Annotated in this window: 10 protein-coding genes and 1 tRNA gene; 6 read left to right on the top strand and 5 right to left on the bottom strand. The window is 66.5% G+C overall.

Annotation, left to right across the window (positions count from 1 at the left end; genetic code table 11):
- Positions 1-40: 40 nt before the first annotated feature.
- The 4 genes from OM513_RS13235 to OM513_RS13250 all read right to left on the bottom strand — a co-directional run bounded on the left by OM513_RS13235 (position 41) and on the right by OM513_RS13250 (position 5,318).
- The gene (locus tag OM513_RS13235) at positions 41-2,476 is read right to left on the bottom strand and encodes a TonB-dependent receptor (RefSeq protein ID WP_264944899.1); all 2,436 of its coding nucleotides are present in this window, start codon (positions 2,474-2,476) and stop codon (positions 41-43) included.
- Between the two features lie 404 nt (positions 2,477-2,880).
- Positions 2,881-3,528, bottom strand: a complete 648-nt coding sequence (locus OM513_RS13240) for a TetR/AcrR family transcriptional regulator (protein WP_264944900.1) — start codon at positions 3,526-3,528, stop codon at positions 2,881-2,883.
- 124 nt (positions 3,529-3,652) lie between these two features.
- The gene (locus tag OM513_RS13245) at positions 3,653-4,387 is read right to left on the bottom strand and encodes an IclR family transcriptional regulator domain-containing protein (RefSeq protein WP_264944901.1); all 735 of its coding nucleotides are present in this window, start codon (positions 4,385-4,387) and stop codon (positions 3,653-3,655) included.
- Positions 4,388-4,475: 88 nt separating this feature from the next.
- Positions 4,476-5,318: an alpha/beta fold hydrolase gene (locus OM513_RS13250; RefSeq protein ID WP_264944902.1), complete on the bottom strand. Its 843-nt coding sequence runs from the start codon at positions 5,316-5,318 to the stop codon at positions 4,476-4,478.
- A 266-nt stretch (positions 5,319-5,584) separates the two neighbouring features.
- On the opposite strand from OM513_RS13250, the gene OM513_RS13255 reads away from it, so the two are divergent.
- From OM513_RS13255 to OM513_RS13280, 6 genes are all read left to right on the top strand, one after another.
- Positions 5,585-6,961 (top strand): MFS transporter, encoded by a 1,377-nt coding sequence (locus OM513_RS13255; protein ID WP_264944903.1) that lies wholly within the window; start codon positions 5,585-5,587, stop codon positions 6,959-6,961.
- A 139-nt stretch (positions 6,962-7,100) separates the two neighbouring features.
- A complete protein-coding gene (locus OM513_RS13260; protein ID WP_264944904.1) occupies positions 7,101-8,057 on the top strand; it encodes an SDR family NAD(P)-dependent oxidoreductase in 957 nt (318 codons plus the stop codon).
- Complete coding sequence (locus OM513_RS13265; RefSeq protein WP_264944905.1) at positions 8,050-9,225, top strand: Rieske 2Fe-2S domain-containing protein; 1,176 nt, start codon at positions 8,050-8,052, stop codon at positions 9,223-9,225. Before OM513_RS13260 ends, OM513_RS13265 begins: the two co-directional genes overlap by 8 nt.
- Before the next feature lie 48 nt (positions 9,226-9,273).
- Positions 9,274-9,513, top strand: a complete 240-nt coding sequence (locus tag OM513_RS13270) for a hypothetical protein (RefSeq protein WP_264944906.1) — start codon at positions 9,274-9,276, stop codon at positions 9,511-9,513.
- Between the two features lie 57 nt (positions 9,514-9,570).
- Complete coding sequence (locus OM513_RS13275) at positions 9,571-10,743, top strand: acyl-CoA dehydrogenase family protein (RefSeq protein WP_264944907.1); 1,173 nt, start codon at positions 9,571-9,573, stop codon at positions 10,741-10,743.
- A complete protein-coding gene (locus OM513_RS13280; protein WP_264944909.1) occupies positions 10,743-11,894 on the top strand; it encodes a CaiB/BaiF CoA transferase family protein in 1,152 nt (383 codons plus the stop codon). The genes OM513_RS13275 and OM513_RS13280 overlap by 1 nt, the downstream gene beginning before the upstream one ends.
- Before the next feature lie 78 nt (positions 11,895-11,972).
- Here the strand turns inward: OM513_RS13280 and OM513_RS13285 are convergent.
- Positions 11,973-12,047 (bottom strand) — tRNA-Gln (locus OM513_RS13285).
- Positions 12,048-12,062: the final 15 nt, after the last annotated feature.

Below are 12,062 nucleotides of genomic sequence, written 5' to 3' on the forward strand. Positions count from 1 at the left end.
CCGGACCGCCCCGCCTGTGCTCCAGTCTGCGCGGGGCAGATCAGAACTTGTAGCCGACCTCGATGCCCAGCTCGCGCGGGCGGCCGATGTCGAGCATCGTGAAGCCGAACACGCGGTCGTGCGGTACGCCGCTCAGGCCGGTGGTGGGCTTGCTGGAAGGCCCGCTGGGATCGAACCCGCCGGTCAGATAATATTTGTCGGTCAGGTTGTTACCGAACAGCGAGACGGTCCAGCCGCCCTTCGCCGCGAAGCTGACGCGCCCGTTGAGCAGGCCATAGGACGGCAGCTCGACGAAGTTGGTCGGGCTGGGATAGCTCAACTGCTTGTCCTTCCAGCCCCAGTTGAGATCGAAGGAGACATCGCCCGCATCGCCCACCGGCACTTCATAGCTGGCGCCCAGCGAGTAGGACCATTTCGGGCTGCGATAGAAGGGCACATCCGGCGTGATCGCCACCGTGCCGCTGGCGCCGCGGATGTCCTGGTCATAGGTCGCGTCGACATAGCCCAGGTTCGCCTTCAGGATCAGGCCCGTCGTGGGAGCGGCGAGGAATTCGACCTCAAGCCCCTTCACGGTGGAGTCGCCGTTGACGGTATAGACGAGCGGCGGCGGCCCCGGATCGGCGAGCTGGATCTGCTGCGCCTTGTACTTGGTGAGGAACGCCGTGATGTTCAGGCGCACCTTGCGATCGAACAGATCGCTGCGGATGCCGAACTCATAGGTCCACAGGTTCTCGTCATCATACTGGTTGAGGCCGCAGTTCGCGAGCGGCGAACGATAGCAGCGCGTCTGGAGGCTGTCGTTGAAGCCGCCGCCCTTGTAGCCCTTGGCCGCAGAGACATAGGTCATCACTTCCGGCGACCAGCGGTAATCGAGGCTGACGCGCGGCGACACGCTGGACCAGTTGTCGCTCACCGACTGCGCGCTGGGCGTGGAGACCGATCCGGCCGGGCAACTGGCCGGGCTGCCCACCGCGGCCACCACCGACCCGCCCGAGATGCAGACCTGGCCGCGGCCTTCGCGGAAGGAGGTGAAGTCCTTGCTATCCTTGCCCCAGCGCAGGCCCAGCGTGGCGCTGAGCGCGCTGGTGATGTTGTAGGTGCCCTGGGTGAAGACCGCGATGCTCTCGGTCTTGATGCGCTTGCTTTCGTAGGTTCCCTTGCCGGTATCGCCCTTGAAGGCGCTGTTCGCACCGGCGGAGGGATCGAAACGGCGGCGGACGTTGGTGGAGTCATCCCAATAGTAGAACACGCCGCTGACCCACTTCAGGCTGTCGCCGAAGAAGGATCCGTTGAGCTGCAGCTCCTGGGTCAGATATTCGATATCGGTCGTGTCGTTGAGCTGGACCAGCGGGATCGGGGTGCGATCCCAATCCTGGTTCTGAATCTGGGAAATCTTGCGATAGCCCGTCAGCGACTTCACCGTAAGCATATCGGCCAGATCATAGGCGATGGTGCCCGACAGGCCATAGCTGCGGAACTTGTTCACATCGGGCAACAGGCCGCCATAGACTTCGTACCCGCCCTGGACCTGCCCGTAGTAATAGGCGAAATCGGCCGCGGCGTTGGTATAGCCCGAGGGCGATACCGAGAGCGGCGCCAGCGCGCGCATCGAATTGTAGATCGCGGGATTGGGCGCCGGATCGCCCGGGATGGCCACGCCGTAGAGCTGGGCCGGATAGAGATCGGTCGGCGAGAAATTGACCGAAAGCGTCGGCTGGCCGTTGTCGCTGGTACGGATCAGGTCGCCGGTAAGGTTGATCTCCAGCCCGGCCGCCGGTTCCCAGCGGAGCTGGCCGCGCATCGTGGTGGAATCGCCGCCGCCGACATAGGTGTCGTCGATGATGCGGTGGACATATCCGTCGCGGCTCTTCTTCGCGAAGGCCAGGCGCGTCGCCAGCCCCTCGGCCAGCGGCAGATTGAGGATGCCCGACACTTCGAAGCGGTCTCGCGATCCGGCAACCGCCTTGATCGAGCCTTCCAGCTTGTCCGAAGGCGCCTTGGAGACATAGCGGATCGCGCCGCCCGCGGTGTTGCGGCCGAACAGCGTGCCCTGCGGCCCGCGCAGCACCTCCACGCGCTCGACGTCGAGCAGGTCGAGCAGCGCGCCGTTGGGACGCGCGAACAGGATATCGTCGACATAGATGCCGACGGCGCCTTCCTGCGTCACGAAGCCCTGGGGGGCGCCGCCGATGCCGCGGATCGCGACGTTGATGATCGCGTTGCCCTGGGCCGCCGTGCCGCCGATCGTGACGTTCGGGATGAAGGTGTCGAAGCCGCTCAGGCTGTCGGTGCCCTGCTTTTCAAGCTGGTCCCCGCCGACCGCGACGATCGAAAGCGGCGTATCCTGAAGCTTTGTCTCGGAGCGCTGCGCGGTGACGACGATCTCCTCGATGCCGCTCTGCGCGCTCTCGTCCGCCTGCTGGGCACATGCCGGAGAAACCGCCAGCGCCGCGAAAGCAATGGCGCCGCAGCTCACCCCAGCCCTGATCCATTTAATGTTGCCGTTTAGCACCAGACCCTCCCCATATTCGCAAGTTTCTTATCGTTTATGTCGCGCTATCACAGTAAATTTCAGGATCGCACGGCAATTTATACTTACAATATACTACAAAAATTGCCGTTTTATCTTGAACTTGATTACATTAGTGGTCACATTGACGGGGTATCCAGCGGCTCCATTCGAGTCAACGGGAAAGGCCAAAGGTCGCGACCCTTTCTTATTCTGTGTCCGTAGTAAGGACATTTGCGTATTCCCCGGGCGCATTCTCTGCCTGGCGCCGCCGCGGCGAAGGCATGTGGAAACGCCCCGCTCCGGAGGGCGGCGGCTGATCGTGGCGGCGTGTGAAGTGCGGGCGGAAGCTTTCCCGCCCGCTTGGGCGCTTAAGGGAAGGTGGCCGGATCGGCCTCAGCCAGCGCGATCAGGCCGAGCCCCGCCATGCGCAGATAGCCCGGCAGGCTATCGCCCGCGGCGTTCATGATCAGGTTGCCGTCCGCGCAGATCAGCGTGAACTTCGCCAGCTTGCGCGCGCGCTCCGGGCATCGCTGCTGGATTTCGGCGGGCAGCGTCTGGCGGTACCAGGAGGTATATTCCGCGATCACCGCCTGACGCAGGTCGAGGAAGCGCTGGCGCGATATCTGCTCGCGCACCGACTGATCGACGGTCAGGATCACGCCCAGCCGCCAGAAATCATGCGCCGCGACCGACTGGCCGTCGTCGGTGTGGCAATAGATGCGCTCCAGGTGCTGGCGCGTCGTCTCGCCCGGCAGCGGGCGGCGCTTCGCATGGAACTCCTGCAGCCAGATGCTGCTTTCCTCCATCAGCGAGGCGAACAGGATGTCCTTGCTCTCGAAGTGCCAATAGACGCTGCCGGTGGGCAGATTGGCCTTCAGCGAGACGCGCGGGATGGTCGTGCCCTGATAGCCATATTCGTGCGCGACCTGGAGGGTGGCATCCAGGATCCGCTTGCGATTGGCCGCGGTTGAGCGGTGCTCCCCGCGGCGGCGTTCCGGGCGCCCGGTTTCCGTCATGCGCGCTCCATTTCCTGCATTCCCCCGATATAGCCGTCCGGCGCGGCGATGCCGCCGCCGGGAGCGGCCTTGTCCGCCATCGCCGCGCCGGGTTCAAGGGCGGCGAATCCGCGGTTCCCCCGGCTCAGTTCTCCAGCGACGCCGCGATCGACTTCGCGGCATCGTGGAGTTCGGGGAGATATTTGGAGCAGGCCTCGTCCAGCGGCACGGCGGAGGTCGGGAAGGTGGTGCATAGCGAGGCGACCGCCGTGGAATAGATCACCACCGGCACCGCGATCGTGCTGGTCCGTTCGGGCTCGCCGCCGGTACGCAGCGCGAATCCCCGTTCCGCCGCCTGGGCGATACGGTGACGCGCGGCGACCATGAACTCGTCGCGTGCGCCGCGCCGGCGGGCATCCTCCAGGATCGCCTCGCGGTCCTCCTCGGCGCAGAAGGCCAGATAGGCGCAGCCCATCGCGGTTGAGAGCATCGGCAGGTGCATGCCCGTGCGCCCGCTGTCGAACACAAACGGATTGCTGTCGCGCGTCGTTTCCTGGACAATCATCATGTCGTCGCGCGGGGTGGCGAAGGTGAAGGGCCAGCGGATCCGGTTCTGCAGCCGCGAAAGGACCGGCGCCGCCTTTTCGGCCATCCGGTTCTCCGGCTTGTAGCCCGCGCTGAGCGACAGGATCTCCGAGGTCAGCCGGATCGCGCTCTTGCCGTCCACCCGCTCGGTATAGCCGAACGAGCAGAGGCTGTTCACGATCCGGTGTACCGCCGGCCGTGAGATCCCCGTCACCCGGTGGATGTCCACCACCGTGCAGATCCCGAGTTCGTTAATCGACTTAATAACCGTCAGCAGACGCCCATCGATAGCCATTGCTCCAAACCCTCCTCCAACACCTTTCCCATTATTATCATTGTCTTTTTTTTCGAATGCGCCGGCCGCCGTTCCGGCCGGGCGGCGATCAGCCGCCCGGATTGTCCGCGATGAAGCGGTGGACCATGGAGTTGAACTCGCCGGCATGTTCGAGCTGCAGCCAGTGGCCGCAGCGATTGACGATCAGCGCGCGCGAATTGCGGATCATACCCGCCAGGCGGATCGCGTGGGTGAAATGGGTCACGCGATCGTCGCGGCCATGCATCAGCAACGCCGGCGCGGCGATCGTCGGGATCAGATCCTGGTTGAGCCGCACCATCGGCCCCTTGCCATGCCCGCCGATCCAGTTGTCGACATGCGCCTTCTGCGCCAGCGTGTTTTCCAGCCGTTCGCGGATCAACTCGTCGGTGACGTTCGAGGTATCGAACGTCATCACGTTGGTCAGCGCGCGGATCGTCTCCAGGCTCGGCTCGAAATAGGCGCGTTCGAGCACCTTCACACCCTCGGTCAGCCCCGCCGCCTCGAAGATGCCGGGCACGCCCGACGGCGACCCCATGGTGATCAGGTGCGATACCAGGTCCGGCCGCTCATAGGCCAGTCGGACGACCGAGGCGCCCCCCATCGAATTGCCGACCACCGCCGCACGGGCGATCCCAAGCGTTTCCAGCAGCTCCGCGAGCGCGCCGGAATTGTCGCGGTCCTCATATTTCACGGGCTGCGAGCGTCCCCAGCCGGGAAGATCCACGGCCAGCACGCGGAAGTGCTGCGAGAGATAGGGGATGTTGGGATTATAGTTGCTCCATCCCGAAGCGCCCGGCCCGCCGCCATGCACCAGCACCACGGGAAAGCCGCTGCCCGCCTCGTTGTAGTGAATGTCCCAATTCTTGGTGCGAACGCGCCGGCTGGTGCTTTCCCAGGTCAAACCGCCCATCAATCTCTCTCCCAGTACCCCATGATCCCCGGCTTCCGCCGCCGTGCCCTGTCCGTCTTCCGGACAGCGGGCCAGTTTCTTGCCGCGCCCCGCGCCCGGCCTCTTCCGGGCAAGGCCCCGGGGCGGCGCCGGAGCCCATAAGCGGGATGACAGCCACCCGCCTGCGTTGTAGAGGAGATAGCAGGTTCCAGAATATACATTCAATAAAAATTCTGATCGCGCGGTTTCCCCCGAGTCGGTCGGAGTGGTACGGAGAGACTGGTTTTATGGCCCACCCGGCAGACAATTCGGCCGATCCGAAAATGCGCCGCCGCGCGCTGTGGTCGAGCTATCTCGGCTCGGCGATCGAATATTACGACTTCCTGCTCTATGGGATCGCCGCGGCGCTGGTGTTCCCCACCGTGTTCTTCTCGCTGGATCCCAAGGTGGCGACGCTCGCCTCGTTCGCCACGCTGGCGGTGGGCTATGTCGCGCGTCCGCTGGGTGCGATCTTCTTCGGCCATTACGGCGACCGCATCGGCCGCAAGAAGATGCTGATGATGACTCTCTACCTGATGGGCGCGGCCAGCTTTCTGATGGGGGTGCTGCCGTCGCACGCGCAGGTGGGCATCGCCGCGCCGCTGGCGCTGATCGCGCTGCGGCTGGTCCAGGGCTTTGCCGTGGGCGGCGAATGGGCCGGCGCGACGCTGCTTTCGATGGAGCATGCCGGCAAGCGATCGCGCGGGTTCGCCGCATCGATCGTGGGATCGGGCGCGCCCACCGGCGCCGTGATGGCCACGCTGGTGCTGATGCCCTTCGCCGCGATGGACGAAGCCGCGTTCCTGAGCTGGGGATGGCGCGTGCCGTTCCTGCTGAGCGCGCTGCTGGTGGCGCTGGCGGTCTATATGCGCCGATCGGTCGAGGAGACGCCCGATTTCGTGGCGATGATGGAGGCGCGCAAGCAGGAACGCGGGCGCAAGCCGCAGATTCCGCTGCTGGTGGTGTTCCGCGCCTACCCGCGCGAGCTGGTCAACGGCGTGCTGGGCAGCCTGGCATGCCTGGCGATGACGACGCTGGCGGCGACCTTCATGGTCAATTACGCGATCAATGTGGCCGGCCATGCGCGATCCGAGGCGCTGGGACTGCTGACCATCGTCAACATCCTCCACATCTTCACCATCCCGGCCTTCGCGATCCTTTCGGACCGGGTGGGACGCAGGCCGGTGATGCTGACGGGCGTGATCGCGGGAATCGTGCTGATCTTCCCGATCTTCTGGCTGATCGACACGGGCAGCCCGCTGGCGCTGCTGCTGGCGCTCGCGCTGGCGAATCCGCTGATCCACGCGCTGATGGGCGGGCCGATCAGCGCCTGGATGGGCGAGAAGTTCGCCGCCGACATCCGCTACAGCGGCATGGCGGTGACCTTTCAGCTCGGCTCCACGCTGTCGGCGGGGTTCGCGCCGCTGATCGCCACATGGCTGCTGATGAGCGGGGGCGGCAGCGATCCCAGCGGGGTGGCGATATTCTACATCGCATTGAGCGTGATATCGGCGATCGCGATCCTCCGCGCGCCGGAGAGCTTCCGCAAGACGCTGGACCTGACCACGCCGCCGCGCGACGCGGAGCCGGAGCAACAGCCGGCCCCGGCGCCAGCCGCAGGCTGACCAGAGCCGGGCGCGGGCGGCCTGGCCGCCCGTGTCCGCTCTACGGGCGCCTCAGCCGAGGCGCCTTCGCAAACCCCGCCAATTGAACAAACGTTCCCGCGCACCGCGATTCGAGCGCGGCGTCCAGGCAGAGGATCCGATGGACAGGTTGCAAGGCAAGGTGGCGATCATATTCGGCGCCGGCCCAAATATCGGCGGCACGATCGCCCATTTTCTCGCCCGCGAAGGCGCCCGGGTGGCGGTTGCCGACGTCAGCCTGGAAGCCGCGGAGGAAACCGTGGCCTTCCTGCGCAGCCGCGGCCTGACGGCGCATGCCATCCAGGGCAATGCGACCAGCGCCGCGGACGTCGCGCGCATCGTGGCGGAAACGGTCAATAGCTTTGGCCGCGTCGACATCGCCGTGAACATGGCGGGCCGCGTCCACTGGTCGCACCTGCTCGACATGGCGCTGGACGACTGGAACGACGCGGTGCTGAGCTTCCCCACGGCAGGGCTGCTGACGACCCAGCATGCCGCCCGGGCGATGATCGCGGGCGGGCACGGCGGATCGATCATCCACCTGCTCTCCACCGCTGCCCATTTCGGCGAGGCTTCCGGCGCGGCCTATACCGCGTCCAAGGCCGCTCTACTCAGCTTCGCGCGATCGGCGGCGATGGACCTGGCCCAGCACGGCATCCGCGTGAACACGGTGACCCCCTGCGCGATGGAGCACCAGCTCTGGACACTGATGAAGGACGAGGTGCTGGATCCGGACTGGCAGCGGCCGGACCGGATGTCGTTCTATTCGCGCGACGAATATCTGAAGATGCTGCCGCTCCAGCGCTTTCCGCGCGCCTCCGACCTGGCCTGGGCCACCGTGTTCCTGGCTTCGGACGAATCCGCGGTGATCACCGGCATCGACATCCCGGTCGATGCCGGGCTGCGGCACAAATACCCCACCTGGACGCCCGGCATCCACAGCGGCGTCAACATCAAGGACTATGCGGAACGGACCCGCGTCACCCGCTTCGGGGAGCCCCAGGAATGGCTGATCCCCGGGCAGCGGGAGCCGGCGCACGGCCAGGACCGCCCCCGGCAGGAGAATGAGCATGAATGAGCGCACCGCTGAGAGCGCGGCGATGGAACGGCTTCGCAAGCTGCACCTGACCGGCGCGGACACCGCCATGGGCAAACTGTTGCGCAGCTTCTGGCAGCCGGTGGGCCGTTCAGAGGACGTGCAGCCCGGCCGTGCCCGGAAGCTGCGCGTGATGGGCGAGGACCTGACCCTGTATCGCGGAGAAACCGGCACGCCCTTCCTGGTCGGCGGGCTGTGCCCCCACCGGCTGACGCTGCTCGCCAACGGATGGGTGCAGGGCGACGAGCTCCGCTGCATGTACCATGGCTGGAAGTTCGACGGGAAAGGACGGTGTACCGAACGCCCCGCGGAGCTCAGCGCCGGGAACGGGCATATCAAGGTGGCCAGCTATCCGGTGCAGGAATATGCCGGGCTGATCTTCGCCTATATGGGCATGGGCGAGGCACCCGCGTTCGAGCTGCCGCGCAAATCGGTGTTCGAGCGGCCCGGCGCGCTGCAGTTCGCGCGCATCGAGACGTGGCCGTGCAACTGGCTGCAGCAGGTCGAGAACTCGATGGATGCGGTGCATGTCAGCTTCGTCCACCATTGGGGCCGCGTGGGCTCGTTCGGGTCGGTCGTGGCCGCGACGGTGCCTGAGCTGTCCTATGAGGAGACCGAGGCGGGCATCCGCCAGACCGCGGTACGATCGCAGGGATCGAAGCGCGTGTCCGACTGGACCTTCCCCAACAACAACCACATCTCGCACCCCACGCTGGAGGTGGACGATCCCTGGGTGGACGTGGGCGTGTGGATGACGCCCGTGGACGACGAGAACACAATGCGGTTCCTGATCTATTCGATCCCCTCAACAACCCCGGAGACCGACGCGCGCATCCGCGAATATTTCGAGAAATACTCGGAATATGACCCGGCCGATCACCATGAGGACCTGTTCGTCAAGGGCAACCTGCCCGACGACAGGCTGGTCCAGCTCACCTCCGCGCAGGATTATGTCGCGGCGGTGGGCCAGGGCGCGATCGTTGACCGCACCAAGGAGGTGCTGGGCCGTTCCGACATGGGCATCGCACTGCTGCGCCGGCTGTACCTGCGCGAGATGGCCGCGATCGAAAAGGGCGTGCCCGGCAAGGCGTGGCAGCGGCTCTCCGCCGACGCGCACATGCCCAAGCAGGTCAACGAGGTGGCGGCGTGACCGCGGGCCGGCGGTTCGCCGCCGGCCGCGCGCACCCGGAGCCCGCGCATGGACCGCGACGCATTCAACGCCGTCGATCAGGCGCTGTTCGACCGGCTTCACCGCGGGCATCCCGGCCCGATCACCTTCCACCTGATCGACGGGCGGACGGTGACCGGCGAACTGCTGGCGGTGGCGCGAACCGGCGCGACCGGCGCGTTCGACGGCCCGCCCGGCGGCGAGATCCGCGTGGGCACGGGCGGCGTGACCGTAACGCTCTCCTATGACCGGATCCGGCGCATCGCCTGACCGCCGCGCCGCGCCGCCGAAACCCTGACCGCCAGCATCCCGCAAAAAGGCAGAAGCATGTTTGAGACCGCCCCCGACTATAGCCTGCCGGAGGAGCTGATCCTGTTCCGCGACGGCGTGCGCCGATTCGTCGAGCGCGAGCTGATGCCGCTGGAACGCCACGTCACCATCGAGGGCAAGCTGCCCCCCGAGCACGAGGCGGCCGCGGCCGAAAAGGCGCGCGCGGCGGGTTTCTGGCTGGTCGACGTTCCTGCGGAACTGGGCGGCGCGGACCTCAACCTGACCGCGCTGGCGATCTTCTGGGAAGAGATCGCACGCACCACCGCGGTTTCCGCGCGCGATCACGGCATCTTCGGCCCCACGATCGGACCGATCCTGCTTTCGCTGCAGGGCGAGATGCGCGAACGCTACCTGATGCCCGCGCTTCGCGGCGAGCGGAAGGCTTGCTTCGCCCAGACCGAGCCCGACGCCGGATCCGATCCCGCCTCGATGCGCACCCAGGCCGTGCGCACCGCGAACGGATGGCGGATCACGGGCAACAAACGCTACATAACCAAGGCCGCGACCGCCGATTTCGCGCAGGTGATGGCGGTGACCGACCCCGAACGCGGCGCACGCGGCGGCATATCCTGCTTCATCGTCGACATGGACACGCCCGGCGTGCGCATCGGCCCGGCCGAGATGACGATGATGGGCGACACGCCCTATGAGCTGTTCTTCGACGGGGTGGAGGTTCCCGCAAGCCATCTGGTAGGCGAGGAGGGCATGGGCTTCGCGCTGGCGCAGAACTACATCAACCACGGCCGCATCCGCCACGGCGCGCATTCGTGCGGCGCGATGGCGCGATGCCTGGAGCTGACCGCCGCCTATGTGAAGCAGCGCAAGACCTTCGGCGCGCTGCTTTCGGACCGGCAGGGCGTGCAGTGGATGCTGGCGGACGGATATATGGCGCTGCACGCGACACGGCTGATGGTGCGCGATGCCGCGGCCAGGGCCGATCGCGGGATGGACGCGCGCGTCGAGACCTTCATGGCCAAGATCACCGGCGTCGAAAGCGGGTTCAAGGTGGTCGACGATTGCCTGCAGCTCCACGGCGGCATGGGCCTGACGCGCGAGACGCCGCTGGAACGCTATTGGCGCGACCTGCGCAGCTTCCGCATCACCGAGGGTCCGACCGAGGTGCTGAAGACCACCATGGCGCGATCGATCCTGCGGCAGGCGGGCCTGTGATGCACGCGGTTCTGAAGGATCTGCTGGTCGTCGAGCTGGGCACGATGGTCACCGCCCCGCTTGCCGGCATGATGCTGTCAGACATGGGCGCGCGGGTGATCAAGGTGGAGCACCCGGAGACGGGCGATCCCTTTCGCGGCCATGGCGGCGGCAATTACAGCCCCCCCTTCGTCGCCTATAACCGCGGCAAGGAAAGCATCCAGATCGATCTGCGCGACGCCGCGGGGCTGGCCAATCTTTCGCTGCTGCTGGCGCGTGCCGACGTGGTGATCGAGAATTTCCGCCCCGGCGTGATGGAGCGCATGGGGCTGGACAATGCGCGGCTGCGCACGATCAACCCGCGGCTGATCCGCGCCTCCATCACCGGCTTCGGCGCGACCGGCCCCTATCGCTCGCGGCCGGCCTATGACAGCGTGCCTCTGGCGCTTTCCGGCATGGCATCGCTGCTGCTCGATCCGGCCGATCCCAGGATGTCCGGCCCGACGATCGCCGACAACATCACGGGAATGTTCGCGGTGCAGGGCGTGCTGGGCGCGCTTCTGCGGCGCGGAGCCTGCGGCACCGGCGGGCATGTGGAGGTCAACATGCTGGAGGCGGCGATCGCCTTCATCCCCGATGCCTTCGCCCAATATACGCGCGCGGGCGTGATATCGACGCCGGAGACGCGCATCCGCATCTCCCAGGCCTATACGCTGATCGCGGCGGACGGGCTGATGGTGACGGTCCACCTATCGTCCGTGCGGAAGTTCTGGGAGGGGCTGCTGGAGGCGATCGGCCGGCCGGAGATGGCGGACGACGAACGCTTCGCCACCCCAGCCGCGCGGATTCGCAACTATCCGCTGCTGCGCGATATCCTGGGCGGGGTCTTCGTGACGCGCAGCCGCGCCGAATGGATCGAGCGGCTCGCCGCGGCCGAGGTGCCCGCGGCGCCCGTCCACACCGTGGACCAGGTGCAGGACGATCCGCAGGTGGCGCATCTGGGCACCTTCACCCGCAGCACGCATCCGGCGATGGGCGAGGTGGTCGGCATCAAGAGCCCGATCACCTTCGACGGCGCCCGGCTGGACCGGCTGGCCCCTCCCCCCGAACTGGGCGCGGACAACGCCGCCATCGCCGCCGAATTTGGCTTCCCCGCCCTCCCCGCGGCTTGACGCCGGCGACTGGGGGCCGGGCACCGCCGGCCAACTACCCGCAGCGCAGGGTGTGTTTGCTGGAACAGGCCGCAATGCTGGCTGGGGCGGAAGGATTCGAACCTTCGGTACACGGTACCAAAAACCGTTGCCTTACCACTTGGCTACGCCCCAGCAGGCCGCGCGGCT

It is taken from the genome of Sphingomonas canadensis, from assembly GCF_026013525.1.
In the GTDB taxonomy this organism is placed as follows: domain Bacteria; phylum Pseudomonadota; class Alphaproteobacteria; order Sphingomonadales; family Sphingomonadaceae; genus Sphingomonas; species Sphingomonas canadensis.

Coding starts and splice junctions, on each gene's coding strand:
- OM513_RS13240 (WP_264944900.1), bottom strand. CDS start 3,528: ATGACGGAAACCGGGCGCCCGGAACGCCGCCGCGGGGAGCACCGCTCA.
- OM513_RS13270 (WP_264944906.1), top strand. CDS start 9,274: ATGGACCGCGACGCATTCAACGCCGTCGATCAGGCGCTGTTCGACCGG.
- OM513_RS13280 (WP_264944909.1), top strand. CDS start 10,743: ATGCACGCGGTTCTGAAGGATCTGCTGGTCGTCGAGCTGGGCACGATG.
- OM513_RS13260 (WP_264944904.1), top strand. CDS start 7,101: ATGGACAGGTTGCAAGGCAAGGTGGCGATCATATTCGGCGCCGGCCCA.
- OM513_RS13275 (WP_264944907.1), top strand. CDS start 9,571: ATGTTTGAGACCGCCCCCGACTATAGCCTGCCGGAGGAGCTGATCCTG.
- OM513_RS13265 (WP_264944905.1), top strand. CDS start 8,050: ATGAATGAGCGCACCGCTGAGAGCGCGGCGATGGAACGGCTTCGCAAG.
- OM513_RS13245 (WP_264944901.1), bottom strand. CDS start 4,387: ATGGCTATCGATGGGCGTCTGCTGACGGTTATTAAGTCGATTAACGAA.
- OM513_RS13255 (WP_264944903.1), top strand. CDS start 5,585: ATGGCCCACCCGGCAGACAATTCGGCCGATCCGAAAATGCGCCGCCGC.
- OM513_RS13250 (WP_264944902.1), bottom strand. CDS start 5,318: ATGGGCGGTTTGACCTGGGAAAGCACCAGCCGGCGCGTTCGCACCAAG.